We start from the raw sequence: 23,514 nt of genomic DNA on the forward strand, positions 1-23,514 counted from the left end.
GTTAAGGGCCTATGGGCTGCCTCGTCAAGGCGTTGAGCAGGGCAAGGCGGTCCCGGATCCGCTGGATGAGGTTGTCCCACTGGCGGGTGAATCCCGGGTTCTGCTCGAGGACGTTCCACAGTCCCCGAAGCGCGTGGTCGCCGCGGGCCGCGGGCATCCACAGATGGATCAGGTGCTCGACGACCGGGCGCAGTGCGGTGAGCGCGTCGGGTCCCTCGGCCGGGCCGAGTCTGCCGTCGAGGAGGCGTACGACGGTGGTGAGGAGCCAGTCGTGCAGTGCCAGGTCCTCGCACAGGGCGGCGACGGCGGCCGGGTCAGTGGCGGCGGGTACCCGCAGCCGGACCGTGCGCAGGTCGTCCTCGGTGAGGGTGAATTCCTCGATCGCCGGTTCCTGTCCCGGCTCGGTCTGCCGGGCGGCCCACCGCAGTCTGGTGTGGCGGGACTTCAAGGGGGCCCTCTGGTCGAGCAGTGGGTGGCGAAGCAGGGTGGTGAGGGTGCCGTCGGCGATCAGGCCGAGATCGAGTTCGCCGCCGCCTGCCCCGTCGAGGACGCCTTGGGCCGCTTCGTGCTCGGGAAGCCGGCCCAGCGGTTCGAGCACTCCGGGATGGATGAGGTAGTGACCCCAGGGGCGGCGCCGTTCGGGGCCTCGGGCGAGGGCCCGGACATGGGCACTGCTCTGCAGGATCCGGCCCTCGGTGAGGGCGGCGCTGGTGGCGACGGTGCCGACGACGCGCACCTTGGCCCCGTTGGAGGTGGGCATCCGGCAGTCGACGCCGGTGAGGGTCTGCGGGGAGCGCACGTAGAGGTTGGGGCGCTCGGAGACCAGCACGCGTTCGTCCGGGCGCAGCCGCAGCAGCTGGGTGGCGGCTCGGGCGTCCAAGGGGTTCAGCGAGGGCAGCACGCAGGTGCGGATCTCCCCGCAGGCGAGGACCGGGAGGGCCGGCGGCGTGTCCGGTAAGGCCGTCACCTCGACGGCTCCGTGCAGAAGACGTAGGAGACCCGGTCGGCCACCGAGTCGGGGGGTGTGATGCCGTCCGTGTGTGCGCGGGCGGCGATCTGCTGGACGGCGCCGTGGTCGACGTCGGTCTGGTCGAGGATGATCCGCACCGCGTGTTCGACGGGAAGGAACCGGGCGGGCAGCACGGAGCACGTGCGGTAGGCGCAGAAGGGGGCGGCGGCGGGGTTGAGCTGGGTCAGCGGCGCCAGTTCGTCCCAGCTCCGGGGGTGTCCGCGACGGCTCGCGGGGCGCGGGAGCAGGACCGGCTCGCCTTCGTTGCGCAGGAGACCGAGGCGGGCCAGCTGCCAGACGGCGGCGAGGAGAGGGCAGGACCAGGTGCGGTTGCCGTCCTTGTCGTCGTCCCACAGTTCGACGTCCAGGAAGACGGAGTGGCGGCGGGCTGCGGTCTCGGTGGGCGGCTGCCAGGGGGCGGTCCTGCGCATGGCCTGGGATCGCCCGGAGGGGCTTCGCTGTCCGTTGGCGAGCCAGCCGGACTCGCTGACGGGCGGGCGGGCGCCGTAGCTGCCCGGGGGCGGTGATTCGACGAGGCGGTGTGCGACGGACTGGGCGAGGGGGACCTTGTCGGCGACCGCGCAGGCGGATTCGCGGGCCAGATAGTCGATGACGAGGCCGGCTCCCTCGGCCGCGTCGACGACGAGGGGGAGGATTTCGGCCGGGGTGGAGAAGCGGCTGAAGTAGTCGTCGACGAGGAAGCAGGTGCTGATGCGCGGCCGGGCGGCGCCGGTGCGCGCGGCGGTGTCGGCGCGTGCCGCGTCCGCCCAGGGCCGGACCCGGGTGAAGAGCTCACGCAGGCGATCCGGACCGCCTTCCAGGTCCTCCATGTACAGGTGGCCGAGTTCCAGGGAGAGATGGGAGAGCGGTACCGCGGTGGTGCGGCCCTGTGCCGTGGTCTCCCGGAAGACGTCGGTCACGGCTTCCCCCAGTGGATGTCGTCGATGAGGCGTCCGGCGATCGTTTCCAGCGCGTCCAGCGTCTCCTGGTTGGCGATCTTCGTGGCGACGACCTCTTCCTCGGTGATCAGCTGTTCCCGCCACTGCAGGATCGGCTCCAACGGCACGGTGCCGAGCAACACCGTGTCGCCGACGCCGAGTTCGGAGGCGAGTCGGCGCAGTCGTTCGTCGTACATCTGCATCCAGGCGGACTGCGCGGGCGAGACGTGCGACCACAGCGCGGAGTCGGGGTCGGGTACGGCGGCCCGGACGAAGCGGATCACGGCCCGCAGTGCGTCCTTGTCGTGACCGAGTTCGGCTCCGCCCTCCAACAGGCCGCGAGCGGCGTAGACCAGCCCCGCCGCGGCGATGACGTGCTGTCGGGTCCAGCGGTGGAAGACCACCCAGCGGTGCGGGACGTTGCGCAGTTCGGGCCGTGCGGTGGCTTCCAGGACCATGTCCATGGCGTAGCTGCGTCCGGCGCTGAGGTCGACCAGGATCAGGTCGAACTCGCCGTGCAGGCGCAGGAACAGGTTGACGCAGCGCTGGACCGAGTCCTCGTCCGTGACGAACTCGCCGCCGCTGACGTCGCCGGGGAGCAGCACGAGCCGTCCGGCTCCGATGGTGTTGCGTCGCAGTACGGGGTGTTCGGTACGGCGCCAGACGTCGACCCGGGCCGGTTCGGGGGCGGTGCCCTCCAGATAGGAGTGCAGGCCGCCCTCGCCCGTGCCGCGCAGGATGTCGGGGACGTCGAAGACGGCGGGTGCGGTGGGTGAGCCGAAGTCGAAGTCGACGTAGGCCACATGGTCACCGGCGAGGGCTCGCTGGTAGGCCAGGTTCGCGCTGGTGACGGAGCGGCCGGTGCCTCCCTTGTCGGAGGCGGCGAAGACGATCACCGCCACACCTCACCCGCGGCGGCGCTGCGGGCCTGGGCGAGCGTGTCGAGTTCACCGAGCACGGACAGCGCGAGCGCGCCGGCGGTGCCGGGTTGGTCGCCGACGAGTTCGCGTGCCCTGCGCAGCCGGATCTCGATGGTGCGCAGGGACTTGGCGTGGTCGCTGTCGGAGACGACGGCGGACCGCATCTGCTCGCGGCCGAATCGGTGGGTGGCCTCGCTGAGCAACGCGGTGGCGAAGGAGCCGAGTTCGGGGCTGCCGACGGGCTTGCGGTCGTAGAAGTTGTACGCGGCGACCATGCACTCGGTGAGGCGTTCGGTCATGCTCCAGGAGGGCGAGCCCTCGCGTTTGGGTGCGGTGGGGAAGACCGCCTGGGCGTCGTCCCACAGGTCCGTGCCCTCGCCGTCGGCGATGCGCCGCTGCCAGAGGTGGTCGAAGGTCTCCTCCGCCAGCGCCAGCAGTTCGTCCTGGATGGCGGCGCTGCGGGAGTAGGTGGCGAGTTGGACGGTGCGTTTGAGCAGGTGCGCGGAGAAATCGGTGACCGTCCACTCCAGGGGTGGGCCCAGCTGCTCGCTGCCCTGGAGGGGCAGAACGACGCCGGGGCTGTGCAGTTCCAGAGCGGAGTCGTCGCGGGTGAGCGGACTGGTGATGCGGCCGCGCTCGGCGAGCCGGGTGAGGACCTCTGCGGTGCGGGCGAAGTCCTCGTCACCGGCCCTGCTGCGCACGAGGTCGTGGACGACGAGGGACGCCACGGAGAGCGAGAAGTACTCGGATTCGAGCTTCTGGTGGGTGACGCGCCAGGGGATGTCCTCCAGCGGCCACCGGTCGGCGCTGAACCGGGCGAGGGCGGACCAGTACTCCCGGGTGACGGTCCAGCGCAGCCGCAGTGCCTCGGCGAGTGTCTGCTGCTCCTGGTCGAGAAGGCCGAGGGTGAGCGTGCGGTCGGAGGACAGGTCCTGGATGCCGTCGAGGGCGACCACGGTGAAGTACAGATAGGGAATGGGGTCCGCCACGCCGACGCTCTGGCGGCCGATGTGCTGTTCCGTGCCGTCCTTGTCGGTGCGGGTCACGGGCGGTGCGTCCTTGACGACGCCCCAGGCCCAGCCGCATTCGAACATCATCCCGGGGTCCCTGAGGCCGTCTTCGACGTCCACGCCGAGCGTGATGCGGTTGCCGATGGTGGCGCGCAGGGTCTCGAAGCGTTCCTGGAACTGCCGCAGGACCGCCCGTTCGGAGAGCCTGCGCTGCCCCAGGGTCCGGCTCAGCCGCCGTCCCTGGGTGGTGTCGGCGTCGAACACGCTGACGGTGAAGGACCGCAGCAGACCGACCATCGCCGCGGTGAGCCGCCTGCTCGTCGCTTCCCTGAGCTCCCTGACTGCTTCACGCAGGTCGGAACGGACGGTGGGGCCGGTGAACTTGTCGAGGAAGCCGAGTGTGGCGAGGCAGAGGGTGACGGACATGGAGTAGGAGTCGACTACACCGAGGTCCCGCTGCTCGGTGGTGATCTCCGCGTCGGGGTCGGGGGTGCTGAAGTAGTAGCCGCCGCCGAAGGTGGGAGTGCCGTCCTCCTCCGCATGATTGCGCATGAACTCGCGGAGGGCTGCGATCAGGGCCACGGGGATCTCGGTGCGCCCTCCTGCCAGGCGGAGGGCGCGCTGCACGTCCTTCTGGGTGGTGTCCGGCTCGTCGAGACGGAACTCGGGGATCTCGGTGGCCGGATACATGAGGCTGAGCAACCGCTCGGCGTCCGCGACGCTGCTGCGACCGCCGGAGTCACCCCAGGCGAAACGCCCGCCGTCGAAGGAGTGCCGTGCGATCGCTTCCCAGATCTGGAGCAGATGAGCTCTCGGCTTGATCTCCATTCCCAGCCCTTCAACCAGGTCGTCCCGCACACCGCCCGTTCTCTGCCACCGGCGGGCGGAAGGGGAGGTTCATTTCCCGGAACGCCGTACTCCACACGCGAGGATCATTCCGGTGTGACCAGGTCGCACCAGATGGTCCGCGTCGCTCAGCCGCGCCATCTCCAGCTCACGCGCATAGGGGGCGAGAGCTTTCTCGACCCGCTCTTGGTCGACATCGCAGGCCGGAAAGTGCTCATCGCCCACGTCGTACCCGCGGGAACCTTCCATGAAGGCGGCGGCGAAGGGGGCGTCCGGCGCGAGAACACTCATGAAGGAGTCGACAGCCTGCTGGAACTCGACCAGCGAGGTGGAGATGGATTCGGCCACGAAGAACATCGTCCCGATCTGATACTTGCCCGCCGCTCTCCGAAACCCGAGCCAGTTCCGCCGCCCCATCTTGAACAAGTTTCCCTGCTTTACGCGGGCCACATCGCGGAACTTAACCCTCCATTTCGAACCCAGATCGCGGTAGCCCTCCTCATCGCCCAGCACTTTCCAGAAGGCGTCCCAGTTCTCATCCACCTGGCCGCACTGCTTACGCAAATACTCGACGTTCTCCGGAGCCCGCTCAAAAAGCGTGATCCTCCCGCACCACGGAAGCATCGCCAGCGCCGGATAAAGGTTACCGCCGGCGCCCATGTCAATACCCAGAACCGGACTTCCCGCACCCGCACTCCTGTTCTCGGAGTGACGGCTGCAGTGACGGCTGAAGTACCCGCCCACCTTGGAGAGGATCTCTGCATCCGCAGGCAAAAGATCAAGATAATTCTGTGCGACATATGCCTTGTTGTTAAATTTATTCCAAGGGGCCTGATCATTTCGGACAGGCGCGTCGACCGAGGCTGGGAAATGCATCGCACCAGCGTACATGGGACAGCACCCGAGAACAAAGGCAGAGTGCAAGCGGAGCAGGCGCATCCTGGCCGGAGAATACGCATATCGACGCAGACTTGGCCTTGAAGTCGCTTGTTGCATCGGCAACTTACCATCATCCTGATCGAACCCTGAGTCGATTCATTCTCAAGTGGTCAATCAGCACCTCACTTTTCACACCAGGGGGTGAAATGACCGCCGTGCCCTCCCGTCGAACATCAAGGCGCCTCCGAATACGCCATGTCCGAGAAGAGGATCTCCAAGAGCTGTCCCTCCTCGACCGGGAGTCGTTCCCCGAGGAGCCCTACCCCTACTTCGTGCTCCGCCAGATGTTCGACGTCTACCCCGACCACCTGCTGGTTCTCGACGACGGCACCGCTCTGGTGGGTTATGTCCTGTGCGGGACCGCACCCGACCTGAGCCGCAGCTGGGTCCTCGGCCTGGGGATCACCCCGGACGAGCGCGGCCAGGGCTTCGGCCGCCTGCTGATGGAAGAAGCACTGCGCAGGCTCCGTCGCCTCGGGGTCCGGGAAGTCGTACTCACCGTTGCTCCCGCGAACAAACCCGCGATCCTCCTCTACGAGAACCTGGGCTTCGTCGGCGAACCCACCCTGCACGAGAACTACTTCGGCCCGGGTGCCGACCGCCTGCTGATGCGGCTGCGCCTGAGCCGACCGGGATTCGGCTGACGGACGAGCACGACTGGACCGGCGGCCCGCGGCCGTGGCACTTCAGCGCACAAGGGATGCTTCGATCGACGACAAGAGAACACCGGCCCCCCGTGGTGGCGGCGTAGCGCACTGCTCGTGACGCCGACTCAGGACCGGGAGCGACCTCCTGAGCCCGCAGTGACGCGTCGTCCTGGCGGGACGAGACGGTGAGCTATGCCGTGGCCAAACGGCGGACACCGTGCCGAGCACCGACAGGACCCGCAATGTCAGGATGCCGCCGTCTGCCCATACCCCAAGTACGAGATGGGCAAGGAAGTCCCGACGGAGCTGCTCGTGGCAAAGCTCCGCTTACCACGGCGGGGAACGTCTACGGCTCTTCCCCGGACCACCAGCACCGGCCCTTGGTGCTGCAAGAGAACACGAACCGCGAGCACCCGGTATGTTCCGTCTGTTGCAGCTTGATCTGTACAACTGGGCTTGAGGCGGCGGAGGTTGGTAGTGGGGGAAAGCCGGGTGCGGGCGGTTGCGTTGGGCAGCTGCGGGGTTCTGCTTGAGCGCTTACGCGTGCTGCCAGCCGTGTTCCGAGCGCCCGTGACCACGACGTTCGGCTACCTGGAGGCATGGAGGGCACCTGACCTGCGGTATCCGGCGCCTGATCAAGATCGGCTGAACCGCAGGTACCGGCAGTTGCTCGCGGCCGGTCTCGTCCTGCTGGCTTCAGTGGTGAGTCTGTGGAAGCTCGACCGTGACGCTTCGTCCTGGCGCGACGAGACGGTGAGCTATGCCGTGGCCAAGCGAACTCCAGGGGAGCTGTGGCTCCTGGTGCAGAACATCGATGCTGTCCACGGCCTGTACTACTTCCTGGCCCATCTGGTACTTGGGGTATGGGACGACGGCATCCTGACCTTGCGAGTCCTGTCGGTGCTCGGCACGGTGACCGCTGTGCTGGGGGTCTACGCCACCGGGACCCGTCTCGGTGACCCGGCAACCGGATTCTTGGCCGGAGTTGCTTTCCTGTGCGTTCCCCAGGTGCAGTTCTACGCGCAGGAGGCCCGCTCGTACGCGTTGGTGAGCGCCGCGGTGGTCTGGGCGACGTGGTGCTTCGTGCGCGCGCTGCTGGACGGCCGGCGACGCTGGTGGGCCGGGTACGCAGGGTTGCTGCTGCTGGGCGGGTGGCTGCATGTGTTCTCTCTGTTGGTCGTCCTCGCGCACGCCGTGACGCTCTGGCATGGCGGCCACCTGCGCCGTCTCGGACACCGCTGGCTGATGGCCATCGCCTGCGTCGGTTGCGCTGTGGCGCCGCTGGCCGTGGTCAGTGCCGGTCAGGCGTCAGCGCAGTTGGACTGGCTGGGCCGTCCGAGTCTTCAGGACTGGCTGGGGTTCGTGGTTCCCGCTGCCGTGGCAGCCGCTTTGGGGGTCGTGCTTCGTCGTCAAGAGGGAGGCGAGGCAAGGGCAGTGACGCTTTCGACGCTCGGCGTGCCGCTCCTGATCGTCCCGGCCGGATTCCTGCTCACGGTGTCCCTCGCACAGCCGTGGTACGTCGATCGCTACGTCCTCTACTGCATGTCCGGCCTGGCGCTCCTCGTCGGCCAGGCCCTGCGGCACTGGCAGCGGACCCTGCGGGGGGAGGCAGCTTCACAGCGCAGGCGGCGCAAGCTGTACGCCACAGCCGCCGTGGCCTTCGCTCTGATCTCAGCGCTCGGCCCCTGGTACTGGCAGATGCGCTCCGCTGCCAGTCGCACCGACACGGTGGAGAGCTATTGGGGGCTCACCGTCACCGTCCCGGGAGACCCCGAAGCGGTTCTCTTCCAGCCTGCACGCCGCCGCGCATGGGTCCTTGCCCGGCCTGCTGTTTTCGGGCCGCTCGACGACATCGCGCTGCAGCAGACGCCGGCTGCGTCCGGAACGCTGTACGGCGTCGAGGCGGCCCCCGACGACATCCGGCAGCGCATGCTCCAGCATCGTGAGATCAATGTCCTGCGCGATCGTCCCGGTCAGCCCCTGGACAACACTCCCGCCGAGATCACCAAGAGAGCGGTCCTTCGCCAGCACTATCAGCTCTGCTGGGTGATACCGGTCAATGGAGGCGAATCCGCCATATTCATCCGCCGCGACGCCGCAGCGACGAACCCCCTGTGCGCGCCCGGACGCGACATCTACAGCTGATCACCTCAGGCTCCGGCTCAGGACGGCCCCGACTCCATGCACGAACTCGATGTGCCGTAGCGGCTCGGCGGGACACCCTGGCCGTCGGATCACGGTCGGTCGCCCGCGGTGCGGGGATGCCGTATCTGCTGCCGCGGGTGCGGCCGCGGCTCGCGCTGGAGCTGGGTGAGGAGCTGATGAACCGTGTCGTCACTGCGGACCCCGGCCGGGCGCTCGCCGTCGAGCGGTGCTGAGCGCGAGAGCGGGCCGTGTCAGCGGCAGAGCTTGTCCAGGTCCTCCGAGAAGGAGGGGAATTCGGCCTGAGCCTCGGTGATGATGTCCCGCGCGGGTCGGCGTCCCGTGGTGGCGTGGCGCTCGGCGAGCTCAGTCAGTGCCGCGTTCGGTCGCCCTTCGCGCTGCTCGTACTCGACGACCTCCATCGGGCCGAGGCCGTCGGCCAGCAGCCACAGGAAGTCGGACAGATTTCCGGCCACCACGCCACGCTCACCCTCCGAGCCTAGGAACACCACGGGCTGTTCGGCGAGGGGCCGGCCCGTGTGTACACGCCACAGGGCCACGAGGCCGCCGGTGCCGTCCTGTCCGAAGACCCGGTAGGCGTCGCCGTCCAATGCGTGGTTTCCGGTCCAGTTGCGGATCCAGTCGGTGGTCTCCTCGGCGGAGTCGAAGGCGCCGTAGGGCTCGAAGTCGACACCCTCGCCGTCGTCGTAGTCGAACTCCACCTGGGCAACGGCTGCCAGGGCGGGCGGGAAGTGGCGGTCGCCACCGGTCGTCTCGATCATGCCCGCAGGCTAGCCGCCGCCGCTGACAACGGACCTGGCCGGCGGAGAGCGCGACAGAGGGGTGCGGTTTCGCCACCGCCGCCGTGCGCGGGACAGGTTCCTCTTAGTCCGGAAAGCTGTTCCCGCGCACTGTGCAGCCACGCTTCCCTCCCCAACCTGCTGCTCTCCAGATCAGTGTCACGAGCGGCCGGAACAGCGGTCCCCCGGAGGCTCGGCGTGGCCGTGGTGAGCCGCCACGGTCGCAGCCCGGGCAACCGCTTCGGCGAGGAACGCGGCCACCTCGTCCGCATGGGACAGGTGAGGTGAGTGGCCGGAGGGGAGACGAACGCTGTGGGCACAGTGCGCGGCCCACTGCTCCTGGACGGCCGGCGGCAGCGCCGGGTCGTCGGTGGCCACGACGTACGCCAGTGGTACGTCCGTCGGCGCGCAGGCCAGCCTCTCCGTGAAGGCGCGCATGCCCTGCCAGTTGAGGCGCTTGACCGCCTCGGCGGTCAAGGCGGGGTCGACACCGCTGAAGATGGACTGCTCGGCGTCCCCCGCCTTGACGGCGTGTCCGTCCGGCGAGTGGATCCAGGTGGGCGGGAAGTCTCCGCCCATCCATTGCAGCATCGAGGTGCATGCACGCCACCGGCATGCCCTCCATCGACGACTTCGCCTTCACCGGCCGCGGCGACACCCGCCTCGCCGCCCGCGACGACAACCAGGTCGACCTCGTCCACCCCGATGGCACCCACACCGCGGTCCTCACGGCCACCGACGGCCTCCAGACTCCGACCTCCGTCGCGGTCCACGACCACACGGTGTACGTCCCCAGCGCCGCCTACCTCACCGGCAAGGACCCCAACTTCGTCGTCGCCCACCTCGACCGCTGAAACGGCCGTAGCGGCCAACCCACCGCCGCGCCCGCGAGCGGCAGGCAACCCTGACGCCCGCCGCCGCCGACCGACTGAGGGCGGGCTATGCCTCGTCGGCGGCTTCGGTGAGTCTGTCCAGCTCCCGGCGTGCCCGGTCTGCGGTCCGGCGGGCCTTGTCGGCGGCCCGGGCAGCGTTCCTCACCGCGGTGTCGGCGAGGCCCGCGGCCTCCGTCGCCTCACGCAGTTCCTCGCGGGCTCCTTGCAGTTGCTCCTCCAACTCGGCCACCCGGTCCCGGGCTCGGCCTGAGCGGGCGTCAGCGGCCTGCTTCGTCTCCTCCGCGCGGCTGAGGGCGTCCTGGCTTCGGCGCGCCTCCGTCTCCGCCTCTTCGCTGTGCGCGCGGGCCTGATTCACGCGCTCGCGTCGCGCCCGCGTGCGCCGATCGGGCTTGGCTGGTCGGGACTTCGTCCCCCGCGCCGGCGCGGATGCCGTGGCGGCCGGCGGCCGGGGGCGTTCCGGCAGGATCTCGGGGGTGACGGCGGTGAAGTCCACGGTTGCCGCAGGGGCTTTGGCCAGCCGGGCCGCCGCCCATTCCGCAGCGACCTGCGCATCGGCCAGGACACCGTGCAGGATCTGCTCGACCTCATGCCGCACCGCCTCCGTCAACGGCAGCCCGGCCTGCTGCGCGAGCTCAGCCGTCTCCCGCGCCAGCACAGTGATCATCTGATGCTGCCGGCGGCTCGCCTGGCGCAGCTGTCCGGCATCCAGCGTCCGGTGCGCCTGACGCAGCGTCTCCCCCAGCTCCAGCAGCCGCTCTGCCTCCTTCGGGCGCCGGCGCACGAACAGGTTCGACGCCCAGGCCGCAAGCGTGGGCCGCCGCAACCCGGCGATCCGCCGCGCCGCAGCCGCATCCTTCGCCCGGCGCGCCTCCGCCACCCGCGCATCCCGCGCGGCGACGAACTCCTCGGGCCGCAGCCCGTACAACGCGTCGATGACCTCCTCGACATCCATGCCCCCACTCTCTGCCCCGTGGTCCGTCCCGGTGCCGGGCTACACCGCGTGACACGGCCGGCCCGGCGCGCATTCACCAGCCCGGCCGAAGTGCCCTTGCCTTGGTGTGCTCATCACGTCGGTCCACGAGCCCCGCGGGCCGGTGCAGCAACTCGGTATACGGCCCGCACCATTGGCGCGACTTCAGAGAGCAGCAGACCGATACGTAGAACGAATCCGCCGGTGAGGCGGGTGCCGCTCGGCCCCGCCCCACCGGCCACTCGGGCGGCCGTGGCCCCCGGGGGATTACCGCGTCACTGCCAGGAGTCCTGGGTCGTGGACACCAACTGGCCAGGAACCACCTGCCCCTTGGTGCGCAGCTCGGTGTACGCCCAGTACTCGGTGTCCGGCTTCAGTGGAGCGTCGGGCCGCAGCTTGTACGGCGGTGTCGTGCCGCGCTCCACTGCGGTCGGCAGTTCCAGCGTCGCCGCCCTGTAGTGGCCGTTACGGCTGAGGACGACGTGGCCCAGCCGGTAGTCGAGGACCGGGCCGGCGGCGTCCTGCGCGAAGACATACGCCGTGTACGTGCCAGCCTGCGGCATGAACACCCAGGCCCGCTCAAAGCTGCTCCAGCTGGCGGCGCTCCGGTACACCAGCCTGTCACCCTTGAACAACCAGAGGTCGAGGTTGGCGTCCGGGGCGTCGGTCTCGGCCCGTACGACGATTCCGGCACTGCCCGCCGGCACTTTGAAGGAGTGCGCCCGCACCCCGAGGGCCTTCTGGTCGAAGACCCCACCGCGGACGCCGGTCGGCATCGAGTACGACTCCCATCGCATGGGGGCGTAACCGGTCGAGCGGCCGGAGAGCGCGCCGGTGAAGCCGGGTTCGATCATGCCGTAGGCGCCGTCGGAGAGCCGGCCGAACTCCTCCAGACTGTCGTCGTACTGCCGGGGCGTGATGCCCCACGGGCGTGCGGCCACCGGAATCCGCACCTGATGGCCGGCACTGCGCCAGGTGATCGCGCCGGTGACGTAGCGGTCCCACGGTGCGCTGCCGCGCCGCAGGGTGATGGTGACCGAGGCGGTCTTGCCCGGCGCCACCGTCACCACGGCGGGTGAGACGCTGACCTTCATCCCCGCCAGGCCGCTGGTCGTGGCACGGTAAGTCTCCCGCTTGCTGCCGACGTTGGTCAGCTTGCGGGTCAACACCACCGGCTTGGTCCCGTCGTACTCCCGCAGCGCGACCGACGGCAGGTTCAGCTCGCGGCCGTCGGGCCGAGCCTCCTCACTGAAGGCGATCAGGCTCTTGACGTCCGGCTCGATGACCAGGCCCGGATCGGCGGCCCGCTTCAGCGACGCCAGCCCACTGCCTTGGGCCAGGGGGCTGGTGTCGCCCACGGATTCGGCGGTGGTGTGGAGCGCCGAGGCGATCGCGCCGGGCGTCCAGCCGGGATGCTCGGCCCGCAGGATCGCGGCCTCACCGGCCACGTGCGGGGCCGCCATCGAGGTCCCCGAGTATGCGTCGTACTGCCGGCCGAAGTTCCCCGGCGGGGAGACGGCCGCGATGATGTCGCTGCCGGGGGCGACCAGGTCGGGCTTCATGAGCCCGGAGTGGTTCTTGTCCGGCCCCGTCGAGGAGTAGTCCGCGACGCTCGGCACCTTCGAGCTGTTGCTGCTGGAGGTGAGTCGTGCGGTGGCGTCGGAGGGGTGCCTCATCAGGTAGTTGAAGATCTTGCCGGCCTGTTCCCTGGTGTTCAGGTAGAGCACCGGGAAGTCGTAGACGCTGTTGACCCTGAAGTTGCCGGTCGGGGCGAAGAGGACCATGGCCGCCGCACCCTTGGCTTTGAGCTCGTTCACCGCGTCGTAGGGGTTGTCGAGGGCGCAGGCGACCACCTTGCCCTTCACCTTCGCCGCGTCCAGACTGCCGGGCTCGCAGTACGCCGAGCCCTCCTCCAACGTGCCTGCCTGCTCGCCGAAGACCAGCGGCAGGGGGCGACCGCCGGGGAGCACGTCCAGGGTGGCGCCGGTGAGCGAGGTGCCGTCGCCGAGCCGGACCGTTCCCGCGTTGGCCTTGGTCACCGCCGCGCCGACCGTGGTGACCCACGGCTGGGTGTTGCTGACCGCGCTGCTGAAGCCGGTGTTGCCGGCCGCGGCCGTGACGAAGACTCCGGCGACCGTGGCGTTGAGGAAGGCGTTGCCGATCGGCGTGTTGGGTTCGGCGTCCCCCATCAGGGTCCCGATCGAGTAGTTCAGCACCTGTACGCCGTCGGCGACCGCCGCGTCGATGCCCGCGATGATGTCGGCGTCGTACCCCATGCCGCCCCACAGGACCTTGTAGACGGCGATCTGCGCGTCCGGGGCCACACCGGAGATCGAACCGAACTTCCGCCCCGCGATGGTGACGTCGTCGACCGGCAGGCCGGCGGCCGTGGACGCCGTATGGGACCCGTGCCCGCCCATGTCCCGGGGGGAGAGCACCTCGCCGTCGGGCAGCGCACCATCGGCCGCGAGGAACGTGTCGGCGAAGTACCGGGCGCCGACGATCTTGCCGTTGCAGTGCTCGGCGACGAATCTGTCGCCGGTCTGGCAGGTGCCGTGCCAGCCCGCCGGGGCCGGCATCTTCCGGGCGAACGACGGGCTTTCCGGCCAGATGCCGGTGTCCAGGACGCCGATCACCGTCCCGGCGCCGGTGCTTCGGCCCGGCTTCCGCCCTGCGGACTTCTGCGCGCCGGCCCCCTCGGCGCCGGTGACCGAGGCCGCGTTCGTGGCTGTTGCCGCTGCGCCTGTTGCCCTCCCGGTCGCCGGCGGCGTGGTGTCACCAAGGGACGCCTGGCTGAGACCGACCCTGTGGGACTCAGTGACCGAACGGACCCTCTTGTCCGCCTTCAGTGCCTTGACCTGAGTGGAAGTCAGCGTGGCGGAGAACCCGTTGAAGGCCGTGGTGTAGACCTCGCCGATCGTGATTCCGGCTGCCTCGGCTACGGCCGTCCGCTGAGTGCCCAGGTGCTTCCGGTACGCCTTCGCCGCCCCCGACTGAGGTTCCAGTTGCTCGCCCGGTGCCGGGCGGGTCCGGGCCAGCCCCGAGCCCTTGCCCGTGTACGTCGTCACCGGATCCTCGGCGAGCTCCACAATGTACGGAGTGCGGCCGGTTGGCGTTTGCCTGCGCTCTCCCTCCGCCTCACCGGTCCGGCCCGCTCTTAACCGGCCGGCGCCCCCGGTCAGGTCGACCCGGTCTCCTTCCGGTCGAAGGCCGGAGCTGACACCGTTGTCTGCCGAGGTGCCCGGCCCGGCGGGTGCCGCCGTCGCCGTACTCCCGGCGGCGACCGTGCCACCGCCGGCCAGGACGAGGGCCAGCAAGGGTATCGCCAGCCTCCGTCGCAGGGTTCGTGTGCTCGTAGCCACGAGACTCCTTCCACCAGCTCCCGTATGGGAGCGCTCCCATTCATGTCAGCGCTCCCTCCCGGGAAGCGGGGGGAGCACGGCCCCACCTAACGTGACGTCAGTTAAGAGGAGATTCACATGTTGTTACTGATATTCACGGGGCACAGTGGATGCGCTTCTGCGGGCGAGGCCAGGAGGTCTTAGCTCGTTGTCCTCAATATGCTGTCGGGGCCGGACATGTCGGCGGTTTCGGCGGGATCCTGGCTCGCTTCGACGTGCCGCATGCGAGATCACAAATCCGTCGAGACCACGAGGACAAGGATGTCGAGGAGACTGCCCATCGACCGGGCCGAGGAGCGACTCCACCATGAGCTGGTCCGGGGGCAGCGGCCCCTGGCCGCGCTGGACTTGGACGACGTGTGGCTCAGGTTCGTACGCTTCGGCTCCCGACGGTTCGACACCGCGGACACACCGGACGCCGATGGCCTTCTCTTCCAGTACGGGACTCACGCCTTCGAGGGGCCGCCCGTCTTCACGCTGGATCTTGCCCGGCAGTTCGAGATCAACGACGCTTCCGGCGAGCACGATCACTACGTCCAGCTCCACTGCGAACTTCGATATGAGCCCCTCCCTCAACTTCGGGCGCTGGGGCACTTCGAGTCCTGGTTCTTCCACGACACGGACGACGAGCTCAAGCGCTGGGCCGACGGCCTGAGCCGCCGAGAATTCTGGACGGTCGTCCGCCACTTGCATCCCCAAGGAATCCGGATCTACCAAGAGCAAGTGTGATCACAGCCGCGAAGCGACCCGCCTGGAGATGCTCCGCCACCGTTCCCCCGGCTGCCTGCTTCGGGACCATGGTCGAACTGTCCCGCGTTCATCGACGATCACGGTCGAGACAGGCGGTAGAACGTGGGGCTCGCTGAACGAAACGGCGGTGTGCTCAGGCCGTCGGGGTGTTCAGCACGTGCTCGCGGGAGGCGTGGACCTCGGTGCGCAGGGCGGAGAGGTCGACGTCGAGGACGTTGCCGTTCCACTTGCGGGGTTCGCCGTCGACGAGGACGGCGCTGATGTTGCGGGCGTCGGATCCCAGGACGACGGTGCCGATCGGGTCGTTGAGCGGCATGTTGTTGATGTCCTCGGCCCGGATGACGAGCAGGTCGGCTTTCTTGCCGGGGGTGAGTGAGCCGGTGACGGCGGCCAGGCCGTTGGTGCGGGCGCCCTGGAGGGTGGCGAAGTCCAGGACGTCGTGGGTGGTGATGCGGTGAGGCTGCTGGTCGGTGCCGTAGGCGGCGTTGGCGGCGCGCATCCGCTGGATGGCGTGCAGGGCCCGCATCTGTGTGAACATGTCGCTGGCCAGGGCGACTTCGACGTCGATGCTCAGTCCGGGGCGGATGCCGACGGAGAGGGCCTCGTCGACGGCGGGGATCGCGGTCTCCAGACCGATCTGCGCGTCGGAGGTGGGGGCGAGCGCCACGGTGGTACCGGTCTCCCCCATCGCCTTCCACGCTTCGGAGGTCAGTCCGGTGGCGTGGATGAGGGTGACGCCGGGGTTGAGGATGCCGTCCTTCGCCCAGCGCAGGATCGCCTCGGAGGAGGAGCCGCCGAAGACGGCGTCCACGCTCACTCCGATGCCCAGGTCAGCTGCGACTCGGGCGAGTTCGGGACCGTAGGCGAGCACCGGTCCGGCGATCTCGTCGGTGGCCAGGGTGGCCAGGCGCAGGGTGAGCAGTTGGTCGTCGCTGCTGAAGTACTGGTCCTTGATGCGGGCCAGGTCGCCGGGCCATTGGCGGTCCCAGTCGCCGAAGTGCGGGCCCATGGAGGCGTGCACGCCGCGGATGCCGGTGTCGCGGAGGGCCTCGATGGCGGCGTCGGAGTGCTCGCGGGTGCGGGAGTTGTGGGAGAAGTCGAGCATGGTCGTGATGCCGCTGTCGATCGCGGTGAGGGCGGCCAGCTTGGTGCCGATGTACATGTCCTGGGGCCGGTAGACCGTGGCGTATCCGGCCAGGGTGGACATGACATAGCCGCCGAGGTCGTCGACGTCCGGCATGATCCGGCGCAGTTGGGCTTCCCAGGCGTGCCGGTGGGTGTCGACGAAGCCGGGGGTGAGGATGGTGCCGGTGGCGTCGACGACCACGGCGTCACCCGCGTCGAGGTCGGTGCCGACGGCGGCGATGGTGTCGCCCTCGACGAGGAGGTCGCCGGGTTCGATGACGCCGAGGCCGGGGTCCATGGTGACGACGGTCGCGCCCGTGAACAGGATGCGCCGGTCATGGGCGGGGCGGCGCCGGATCTCTTCGAGCACGGCTGCGTCGGTGGTGTCGTTGACGTTCATGAGGAGTCTTCTTTTCGTACGGCGGACAAGGGTGGAAGAAGGTCCCATCCACGGGAGGGGGCGGGTCGCCGGGCGCGGCCGAGGCGGCCCGAACACCAGCCTCGGGCCTGTCCGCTACGGCAACCAGGCCGTGGTTTCCCCAGGTGTCGCGCACCCAGGATCGGGATCGGGGGCGCCGATGGGCGCAGAGGTCAGCCCAGATTCATGACGTATCCCGCGTGGTGCAGTTGGTCGCCGTGGAATTCGCCGTAGGCCCGGAAGCCGAGGTCGTCCAGGTAGTCGATGCGGTCGCCGTCGATCCAGAAACGGCCCTGGTAGGCGTGGAGGCGACCGCCCCGCGTCTCGTCGTAGCGGCCGTCGGCGGTGAGTTCCTGGTGCAGGAAGCCGTTCCTGTCGATCCAGACACCTACCCGTGGACTGCCGGTCAGGTCCGGTGCGGCCGGGATGCCCGCATCGGGGCCGGTGGCCCGGTCGGGGATGTCGGTGCCCGCCCACAGGATGGGCCGGCCGGCCGCGACCAGCGCGCGGACCTGCTCCGGCCGGGTCATGAGGGCGGCTACTGCGCTCGGTACGTCGGTGGCAAGTTCGTCGGGCACCACCAGGAAGTCGGCGGTGTTGCCCGGCGTCAGCGTCGCGACGTACTCGGAACGGTGGCCGCGTCCGCCGTAGAGCGCGACGGTGTCCAGGACGGCAGGGAGGACGGTCGTGCCCGTGCAGTCGACGACGATGGCGTAGTCGTCGCCCGCCGCGGTGATGGTGCCCGGGCCGACGCCCGCGAGGAGAGAGCCGACGAACAGGAGGTCGGCACCGGCCATGGTCCCGATCAGCGGGTCCATCGTCACGGTCCAGGCGTTGGTGAACAGCACGGGACGCCCCATCAGGTTCGTCGCGCCCCGGAATCGGAACCAGGCCTGCCGTCCTGTCCCCAGGTGAGCGGCACCCATGGTGGGTCCGCTGCTCGTGCCACGGCCTGGGAGACTCGTCTGGGCCGGCACCTTGATGTCGCCGCGCCGTTCCCGCCCGACGGTGGGTGCGCCGCCTCCCGACGGTGGGTGCGCCGCCTCCCGAAGGTGGGTGCGCCGCACCCAGGAAGCCCGCACCCGGGGAGACGGCGGCCTGGTTGCCGTCGGCCTCCGGCCCGACCATGGAGCCATGACCAGCAAGGACACGCCCCGCGCCCCTCACCCGTACGTCGGGATGTGGGTGACCGCGGACGGATTCATCCGCCAGGAACTGCTGCCGAACGGCCGCTACGACGAGGCCCGCGGAAACCGGCAGAGCGCCTATACCGGCCGCTACACCGTCACCGGTAACCACATCGACTACGTCGACGACATCGGCTTCACCGCCACCGGCGACATCCGCGACGGCATTCTCTTCCACGAGCATCTGGTGCTCTACCGCGAGGGCGACGAGCGCGCCCGGCAGTGAGGCCGAACAGAGATTCCGGCTCCGAATCGCCGAGCAGGGTCCGCCGGATTGCCGGCGGACCCTGCTCACACAAGATCGAACCAGCCGAGGGCGGGCATCCCCGCGGCCGCGTCCGCCGCGGTGGCGATGTCCTTCGCTGTCGATCATCCGTCGGCCTGAAAGTCGGCGAGACCGTTGGTGGTAGCGGGCCCGTTCCGTACTCGTGTCACCCACCTGGATCTCCAGAGCGCCTCGGGGTGCACGAGGTTCTCCGCCTGCCGCGTCTTGCCCCGCACCTCGCGTCTTGCCCACAGTTCGGCGAATTCGGGGCCCTTCGCGCAGAGCGTGGCGACGACTTCGGTGATTCGCGGGGAATCGGGGTCATGTCCGTAGGCAGCACGCAGTTCGGCCACGCAGGAGTTCGCGGCCTTGTCCCAGTCCGGGTGGCAGGTACGCCCGTTCGGGTCCAGGAAGAGCATGCGGGCCAGGCTGTCGAACCGCTGGAGCCGCCGTAAAGGGCAGCGGCGAGCATGTTGTGGCCGTGCCCACGACACGTGTACGACACGCCCAAATCAACCCGCTGGAGTGTGTACGTGAGCTCCGCGTCTTGCTTCTTGCGGGCAGCCGCCGATGACGAGGAGCTCTGTAAGTCCCCAGGCGCGGGCGAGGTGTGAGGGTGATGCTCGGGGTCAGCGCCGGGCCAGGTAGGGCGGGAATCTTGTTGAGTCGGCGAAGTCTTGGTCCGCGTCGGGCCAGCGCTGACGCAGCACTGCGGCGACACGACGGATCCAGGAGGTGAGGTGGGGCAGGGTCCGGAAGGTCTGGGCGGTGCGGGCGGCTGCTTCCAGCGTTGCGATGAGCTGGAGTCGGCTGTGGTCACCCGGTGAGCGGGCGTCGAGCAGGGCGAATCGGTGCAGACGGACCAGCATCCAGGACACGCAGGCGGCGGCGAGGCCGTCTCCGTATCGCCGGTCGTCCTCGGCCTCCGGGATGCCGCGGGCCAGGGCGCGGCGGTATGCGTCGGCGAGTCCTGTGGTGGTCGGATCGCCCACCGTCAGCCAGGCCGGGCCGGGCACATACAGGCACACGGCATCGGTCAGCGGGTGGGTGTAGCCGGCGAATTCGAAGTCGATGAGGCGGGCGTCGGCCGGGCCGGAGGCATGGAGCAGGATGTTGTTGGCTTCCGCGTCCCCGTTGCTCAGGGCGAGGAAGCGGCCTGGGGCAGCCAACTCGTCCAAGGCTGAGGTGAGTTCATGGGACGCTCGGCCGCCGAGGGGCACACCGAGCGACGAGGCATGCTCGATCGCCCCCGTCCGGAGAGGCGCGAGTCGTCCTGCCCGATCCGCCGCGGCATCAACCGGTCCCAGCTTGGCCCGGCGGGCGTAGTAGGCCTCCCCCCGCCCCGCGGTGGCCGCGCTCAACACACCGCGGGCGCGGGCGAACGCGGCCAGTCGGTCGCCGTGCGCTGCCGCTCCGTCTCGTCGCAGCAACTGGTCCAGGGAGACGCGGGGGGCGAGGTCTTCCATGACGAGGAATCGGGCAGCGGTGTCGGCGGCGATGACGCGAGGCGCGAGGTCGATCCCGAGATCCTCGTGGAGGAACTGGAGCGCAGCCAGTTTCGCTGTGCAGCCGCGACGGGGCAGTACGAGTCTCGCGAGGCCCGTCCGGAATCCACTTCACGACGACGGAGCGCGGAAGCACAGAAGTCCCTTGGAGGAAGACCCGGGCTACGGCCCACGGCTCCAGTCGCTCCAGGCGGTGGACGGCGACTGGCGAGGCGCAGAGCCCGGTCAAGAAGTCCTGCAGCGCATCGACTTGGAGGATCCCTCTGCGGTCGGCCATCCGGTCACCCTACGGTTCTGCCCGGAATTCCGTGAAACCCCCGGTAGAAGCCCCGCACGCAGGATCATTCAGCACGGGATGAGCCTGCAGTCACAGGGGCAGGGCGGTCGGCCCGTAGGCGCTGCAGAACTCGCAATCACAGCTGGCGAGACAGTTCGCCTGGCAATGGGCAGTCGGCCAGAAGCGGGATGCACAGGGGCCTGGGTCGAGCAGCTTCCCGTCGCTGGGCACCGTCCTGTCGCACCAGGTACAGCTGATTGCCGCAGGGACGCCGGCGTCCTGCAGGTGCCGGGCAGCCAGGCGCGCCCGGTCGAGCGGGACTTCTCCCAGAACCGTCACAGGGGCGCGTTCGAGTAGAAGCCTGCCACGCCACAGACTCAGTCCGGTCACCGCTCTGACTGCCTGCAGAGCCTCCTGTCCGCCCTTCCCGGGTTCGGTCACATGCACGGCGAACCCTGGCTCCTCCACGGACACCTCTCCTTCGGTGACGAAGTACGTGGCCCAGTGTGTCGACGGACAGAGCCCTCGTCCCGTCATTTTTCGGTGTCCCCTGAGCTGCCCCGCATCGGGCCCTTCACGGAACTGCGGCCAGAGGCAATTTCAAGGAGCGCCAACACCCGTCCCGTTGGCCGCCCTCTCGGTCTGGCGCCGTGGAAATTCCGTTGCCGGAACATCAGCATCGTCGATCAAATGTCTTCATGACTCATGACGCCCCGGCGCACCACGTGGAGCAGAACCGGCGCTTTTGGGATGACGAGGCAGCCGCATGGCATGGGCCGCTCGCCCGCGAGCACTGGGCGCAGGAGGAGCCGTCCTGGGGCTTGTGGGCCACCCCTGAGTCGCAGGCTTCCTTGCTTCCCGACGACATCGAGGGAATGCGCACCATTGAGTTGGGCTGCGGTACCGCCTACGTTTCCGCCTGGCTGGCCAGAGCCGGAGCCCACCCGGTGGCGATCGACCTCTCGGAGAAGCAGCTGGCCACTGCTCGCGCGATGCAGGCGGAGTTCGGACTCGACTTCCCCCTTGTCCTGGGTGATGCCGAGAAGGTCCCCTACGAGGACAACTCGTTCGGACTGGCGATCAGCGAGTACGGCGCCTCACTGTGGTGCGACCCCTACCGGTGGATCCCGGAGGCAGCCAGGCTTCTGGTTCCCGGCGGCCGGCTGGTGTTCTCGCGTTACTCACCGCTGTTCGCGCTGTGTGTACCGCCTGAGGGACCGGCGTCCACCACGCTTTCCCGCAGCCAATTCGGCCTGACGCGCTTGGACTGGGGGAATCACGTGGAGTTCGTCCTGCCGCACGGTGAGATGCTCCGTCTGCTGCGGGCCTGCGGCTTCGTCGTCGAGGACCTGATGGAGATTCAGGCGCCTCCGTCTGCGCGGGACTACCTGGAAGTTTCCGCCGAGTGGGCTCAGCAATGGCCCAGTGAGGAGATCTGGAAAGCTCGGCTGGTCGGCTGACGGCTGCGCACGCACCGGGGTATCGCCGTGCCCACAGACACCGCCCACGGCAGAACGAGGCGATTTCCCGTTTCTGAGGGCGCGGTTGGCGCCGTTCTCGGCGGTGAACGGCAAGCGGTGTCGCCTTCGGCAGACCCCGCCTGCTGGTCGGTCACTTCGCCTGGGCGAGCCAGACCGCGTCGGGACCGGCCGGGAATCGCAGCTGGCCGGTCGTGTCGTGCACGGCTCGCCACACCGCCTCGGCGACATCGGTCTCCTTGGTGAACAGCTCCTGGCCTGTGAACGAGTCCATGGCCTTCTTCGCCCACGGTGCGTAGGGTGCCGGGACCAGCTCGTCCGGTGCGGTAGCGTCTGTCGCCCTGGTGGCGAAGTTGGTGGTCAGGCAGGCACCCGGCTGGACCGTCTTCGCCTGCACACCGAACGGCGCGAGTTCGAGCGCGAGGGACGAGGTGAATCCCTCAACGGCCATCTTGCTCGCCTTGTAGACGGCTGAGAGCGGCATGTGACCCAGCACCACGCTGGAGGTCACGTTGACCACCACGCCGGAGCCGCGCTCACGGAACTGGGGCAGCACCGCCTGCGTGGTCGCCATCACGCCGAAGGTGTTGGTCTCGAACACCTCCCGCACCCGCGCCATGGGAATGCCCTCGACCACGCTCATCGAGGGGACGCCCGCGTTGTTGACCAGGACATCGACGGGCCCCGCCGCCTGGAGCGCGGCCGTGATGCTCGCGGGCTCGGTCACGTCGAGTTCGATGACGCGGAGCCGGTCCGACTCGGGCAGGATGCCCGCACGGGGGGTGCGCATCGTGGCGATGACGTTCCATCCCTGCGCGTGGAAGTGGAGGGCGGTCTGGCGGCCGTATCCGGACGACGTACCCGTGATCAGAACTGTCTTCATGCTGTGCCCCTCGGCGATGTGACGGGATCCGCGGAGACAGGCACTTTCCTGCTCCGCAGAAGAACTGGTAATCCCATTGAATCGCTCTGACCTGCGGGAACAGTAGTTCTATCCTCGCTCCCCCTTGCACAATCCTCCTTCGCGGTCGTATCCCCGCTCAGGGCAGGACACCGGCGGGCGCGCGCACGGCATCGCGCAGGCGCGCGGCGTCCCGGCTGGGCGGCGCGCCGAACTGGCGGCGGTACTCCCGGCTGAACTGGGAGGGGTTGTCGTAGCCGACGCGCTGGCCGACGCCGGTGACATCACCCGGGTGGGTGGCGAGCAGCAGCCGGGCTTCCTGAAGCCGGATCTGCTTCTGGAACTGGATGGGGCTCATCGCGGTCACCGCCTGGAAGTTGCGGTAGAAGGCGGAGGCGCTCATGCCGGACATCCGTGCCACGTCCTCGACACGGAAGGGCTGTGCGTAGTTCTCGCGGATCCAGCGCACGGCCCGGGAGACGTGGCTGAGACTGCTGTCGGCGAGACCGAGCTGACGGACCGTCGCCCCCTGCTCGCTGGTGATCACGCGCCAGAGGATCTCGCGTTTGACCAGCGGGGCCAGTACGGGCCGGTCGCGGGGCTCGTCGAGCAGCCGCAGCAGCCGGACCACGGCGTCGAGCAGCGCGGGCGGGGCATCACTGACGGCGATTCCCGAGGGCGTTCCTCCGCCGGCGCGGCGGGCGTCTCCGGGGCCGGCCTGGAGGAGCAACTCGGCGACGGCGGAGGGTTCCAGGACGAGCCCGAAGCCGAGCGCCGGCTGTGCGGGGTCGGCCTGAGTGAACTGTCCGGTGACGGGCAGGTCGACGGACGCGACCAGGAACTGCCCGGCGCCGTACTCGTAGACCCGGTCGCCCAGAGCCAGCCGTTTGGCGCCCTGGGCGATGACCGCCAGCACCATGCCGGACATGGACGGGGCCGGCGGGTCCGAGCGGTCGACCTTCGAGACGAGAACGCCGTCGATGGCGGTGGTCCAGTCGGGCCGGGCATGCCGGGCCAGGAGGGTGCGGAACTCTTCGAGAGGCATGGGGCCATTGCAGCACCGTTGCACGCCGCGGCTCCCGTACTCGCGAGG

At 69.2% G+C, this 23,514-nt stretch carries 21 protein-coding genes; 6 read left to right on the forward strand and 15 right to left on the reverse strand.

Annotated features, from left to right (window positions below):
• Position 1: 1 nt before the first annotated feature.
• From ACFUO4_RS30155 to ACFUO4_RS30175, 5 genes are all read right to left on the reverse strand, one after another.
• On the reverse strand, positions 2-967 hold the full coding sequence (locus tag ACFUO4_RS30155; RefSeq protein ID WP_383490796.1) for an SCO2521 family protein: 966 nt from the start codon (positions 965-967) through the stop codon (positions 2-4).
• Entirely contained in the window at positions 964-1,929 is a 966-nt protein-coding gene (locus ACFUO4_RS30160; protein WP_383490798.1) for an SCO2522 family protein, read from the reverse strand. Before ACFUO4_RS30160 ends, ACFUO4_RS30155 begins: the two co-directional genes overlap by 4 nt.
• On the reverse strand, positions 1,926-2,843 hold the full coding sequence (locus ACFUO4_RS30165; RefSeq protein ID WP_079307955.1) for an SCO2523 family variant P-loop protein: 918 nt from the start codon (positions 2,841-2,843) through the stop codon (positions 1,926-1,928). Before ACFUO4_RS30165 ends, ACFUO4_RS30160 begins: the two co-directional genes overlap by 4 nt.
• The gene (locus tag ACFUO4_RS30170; protein ID WP_079307862.1) at positions 2,840-4,705 is read right to left on the reverse strand and encodes an SCO2524 family protein; all 1,866 of its coding nucleotides are present in this window, start codon (positions 4,703-4,705) and stop codon (positions 2,840-2,842) included. Before ACFUO4_RS30170 ends, ACFUO4_RS30165 begins: the two co-directional genes overlap by 4 nt.
• A 69-nt stretch (positions 4,706-4,774) precedes the next feature.
• Positions 4,775-5,599: an SCO2525 family SAM-dependent methyltransferase gene (locus ACFUO4_RS30175; protein ID WP_383490801.1), complete on the reverse strand. Its 825-nt coding sequence runs from the start codon at positions 5,597-5,599 to the stop codon at positions 4,775-4,777.
• A 209-nt stretch (positions 5,600-5,808) separates the two neighbouring features.
• Here ACFUO4_RS30175 and ACFUO4_RS30180 point away from each other — a divergent pair, with 209 nt between their 5' ends.
• Positions 5,809-6,306 carry a GNAT family N-acetyltransferase gene (locus ACFUO4_RS30180; protein WP_383490803.1) on the forward strand — a complete coding sequence of 166 codons (498 nt, stop codon included), beginning with the start codon at positions 5,809-5,811 and terminating at the stop codon, positions 6,304-6,306.
• Positions 6,307-6,879: 573 nt separating this feature from the next.
• Positions 6,880-8,454 (forward strand): glycosyltransferase family 39 protein, encoded by a 1,575-nt coding sequence (locus tag ACFUO4_RS30185; RefSeq protein ID WP_383490805.1) that lies wholly within the window; start codon positions 6,880-6,882, stop codon positions 8,452-8,454.
• Positions 8,455-8,705: 251 nt separating this feature from the next.
• Here the strand turns inward: ACFUO4_RS30185 and ACFUO4_RS30190 are convergent, their stop codons facing one another.
• A complete protein-coding gene (locus tag ACFUO4_RS30190) occupies positions 8,706-9,233 on the reverse strand; it encodes an SMI1/KNR4 family protein (protein WP_383490807.1) in 528 nt (175 codons plus the stop codon).
• A gap of 177 nt (positions 9,234-9,410) precedes the next feature.
• Positions 9,411-9,830: an alpha/beta fold hydrolase gene (locus tag ACFUO4_RS30195; RefSeq protein ID WP_383490809.1), complete on the reverse strand. Its 420-nt coding sequence runs from the start codon at positions 9,828-9,830 to the stop codon at positions 9,411-9,413.
• 20 nt (positions 9,831-9,850) lie between these two features.
• On the opposite strand from ACFUO4_RS30195, the gene ACFUO4_RS30200 reads away from it, so the two are divergent.
• The gene (locus ACFUO4_RS30200; protein ID WP_383490811.1) at positions 9,851-10,105 is read left to right on the forward strand and encodes a hypothetical protein; all 255 of its coding nucleotides are present in this window, start codon (positions 9,851-9,853) and stop codon (positions 10,103-10,105) included.
• Between the two features lie 85 nt (positions 10,106-10,190).
• On the opposite strand, the gene ACFUO4_RS30205 is transcribed toward ACFUO4_RS30200, so the two are convergent.
• A complete protein-coding gene (locus tag ACFUO4_RS30205; RefSeq protein WP_383490813.1) occupies positions 10,191-11,096 on the reverse strand; it encodes a hypothetical protein in 906 nt (301 codons plus the stop codon).
• A gap of 293 nt (positions 11,097-11,389) precedes the next feature.
• On the reverse strand, positions 11,390-14,476 hold the full coding sequence (locus ACFUO4_RS30210) for a S8 family peptidase (RefSeq protein WP_383490815.1): 3,087 nt from the start codon (positions 14,474-14,476) through the stop codon (positions 11,390-11,392).
• A 300-nt stretch (positions 14,477-14,776) separates the two neighbouring features.
• Here ACFUO4_RS30210 and ACFUO4_RS30215 point away from each other — a divergent pair, with 300 nt between their 5' ends.
• Positions 14,777-15,244, forward strand: coding sequence for a hypothetical protein (locus ACFUO4_RS30215; protein ID WP_383490817.1), 468 nt, complete (start codon positions 14,777-14,779; stop codon positions 15,242-15,244).
• A 154-nt stretch (positions 15,245-15,398) separates the two neighbouring features.
• On the opposite strand, the gene ACFUO4_RS30220 is transcribed toward ACFUO4_RS30215, so the two are convergent.
• Positions 15,399-16,790 (reverse strand): amidohydrolase family protein, encoded by a 1,392-nt coding sequence (locus ACFUO4_RS30220; RefSeq protein ID WP_383490819.1) that lies wholly within the window; start codon positions 16,788-16,790, stop codon positions 15,399-15,401.
• Between the two features lie 191 nt (positions 16,791-16,981).
• Positions 16,982-17,734 carry an Atu4866 domain-containing protein gene (locus ACFUO4_RS30225; RefSeq protein ID WP_383490821.1) on the reverse strand — a complete coding sequence of 251 codons (753 nt, stop codon included), beginning with the start codon at positions 17,732-17,734 and terminating at the stop codon, positions 16,982-16,984.
• A gap of 208 nt (positions 17,735-17,942) precedes the next feature.
• On the opposite strand from ACFUO4_RS30225, the gene ACFUO4_RS30230 reads away from it, so the two are divergent.
• Positions 17,943-18,221 (forward strand): Atu4866 domain-containing protein, encoded by a 279-nt coding sequence (locus ACFUO4_RS30230; protein ID WP_079307882.1) that lies wholly within the window; start codon positions 17,943-17,945, stop codon positions 18,219-18,221.
• Positions 18,222-18,364: 143 nt separating this feature from the next.
• On the opposite strand, the gene ACFUO4_RS30235 is transcribed toward ACFUO4_RS30230, so the two are convergent.
• Both ACFUO4_RS30235 and ACFUO4_RS30240 read right to left on the reverse strand, forming a co-directional pair.
• A complete protein-coding gene (locus ACFUO4_RS30235) occupies positions 18,365-18,679 on the reverse strand; it encodes a hypothetical protein (protein WP_383490823.1) in 315 nt (104 codons plus the stop codon).
• Positions 18,680-18,889: 210 nt separating this feature from the next.
• Complete coding sequence (locus ACFUO4_RS30240; protein WP_383491557.1) at positions 18,890-19,843, reverse strand: phosphotransferase; 954 nt, start codon at positions 19,841-19,843, stop codon at positions 18,890-18,892.
• 897 nt (positions 19,844-20,740) lie between these two features.
• Between ACFUO4_RS30240 and ACFUO4_RS30245 the strand changes: the two genes are divergently transcribed.
• Positions 20,741-21,502 carry a class I SAM-dependent methyltransferase gene (locus ACFUO4_RS30245; protein ID WP_383490825.1) on the forward strand — a complete coding sequence of 254 codons (762 nt, stop codon included), beginning with the start codon at positions 20,741-20,743 and terminating at the stop codon, positions 21,500-21,502.
• Between the two features lie 151 nt (positions 21,503-21,653).
• Here the strand turns inward: ACFUO4_RS30245 and ACFUO4_RS30250 are convergent, their stop codons facing one another.
• Together ACFUO4_RS30250 and ACFUO4_RS30255 are read right to left on the reverse strand one after the other, a co-directional pair.
• A complete protein-coding gene (locus ACFUO4_RS30250) occupies positions 21,654-22,403 on the reverse strand; it encodes an SDR family oxidoreductase (protein ID WP_383490827.1) in 750 nt (249 codons plus the stop codon).
• Between the two features lie 157 nt (positions 22,404-22,560).
• Positions 22,561-23,466 (reverse strand): AraC family transcriptional regulator N-terminal domain-containing protein, encoded by a 906-nt coding sequence (locus ACFUO4_RS30255; RefSeq protein WP_383490829.1) that lies wholly within the window; start codon positions 23,464-23,466, stop codon positions 22,561-22,563.
• Between the last annotated feature and the right edge of the window lie 48 nt (positions 23,467-23,514).

This window comes from Streptomyces sp. NPDC057280, from assembly GCF_042668605.1.
GTDB lineage: Bacteria > Actinomycetota > Actinomycetes > Streptomycetales > Streptomycetaceae > Streptomyces.

Coding starts and splice junctions, on each gene's coding strand:
- ACFUO4_RS30170 (WP_079307862.1), bottom strand. CDS start 4,705: ATGGAGATCAAGCCGAGAGCTCATCTGCTCCAGATCTGGGAAGCGATC.
- ACFUO4_RS30175 (WP_383490801.1), bottom strand. CDS start 5,599: ATGCATTTCCCAGCCTCGGTCGACGCGCCTGTCCGAAATGATCAGGCC.
- ACFUO4_RS30180 (WP_383490803.1), top strand. CDS start 5,809: ATGACCGCCGTGCCCTCCCGTCGAACATCAAGGCGCCTCCGAATACGC.
- ACFUO4_RS30190 (WP_383490807.1), bottom strand. CDS start 9,233: ATGATCGAGACGACCGGTGGCGACCGCCACTTCCCGCCCGCCCTGGCA.
- ACFUO4_RS30195 (WP_383490809.1), bottom strand. CDS start 9,830: ATGGGCGGAGACTTCCCGCCCACCTGGATCCACTCGCCGGACGGACAC.
- ACFUO4_RS30200 (WP_383490811.1), top strand. CDS start 9,851: ATGCACGCCACCGGCATGCCCTCCATCGACGACTTCGCCTTCACCGGC.
- ACFUO4_RS30205 (WP_383490813.1), bottom strand. CDS start 11,096: ATGGATGTCGAGGAGGTCATCGACGCGTTGTACGGGCTGCGGCCCGAG.
- ACFUO4_RS30215 (WP_383490817.1), top strand. CDS start 14,777: ATGTCGAGGAGACTGCCCATCGACCGGGCCGAGGAGCGACTCCACCAT.
- ACFUO4_RS30220 (WP_383490819.1), bottom strand. CDS start 16,790: ATGAACGTCAACGACACCACCGACGCAGCCGTGCTCGAAGAGATCCGG.
- ACFUO4_RS30225 (WP_383490821.1), bottom strand. CDS start 17,734: ATGGGTGCCGCTCACCTGGGGACAGGACGGCAGGCCTGGTTCCGATTC.
- ACFUO4_RS30230 (WP_079307882.1), top strand. CDS start 17,943: ATGACCAGCAAGGACACGCCCCGCGCCCCTCACCCGTACGTCGGGATG.
- ACFUO4_RS30235 (WP_383490823.1), bottom strand. CDS start 18,679: ATGCTCTTCCTGGACCCGAACGGGCGTACCTGCCACCCGGACTGGGAC.
- ACFUO4_RS30245 (WP_383490825.1), top strand. CDS start 20,741: ATGACTCATGACGCCCCGGCGCACCACGTGGAGCAGAACCGGCGCTTT.
- ACFUO4_RS30250 (WP_383490827.1), bottom strand. CDS start 22,403: ATGAAGACAGTTCTGATCACGGGTACGTCGTCCGGATACGGCCGCCAG.
- ACFUO4_RS30255 (WP_383490829.1), bottom strand. CDS start 23,466: ATGCCTCTCGAAGAGTTCCGCACCCTCCTGGCCCGGCATGCCCGGCCC.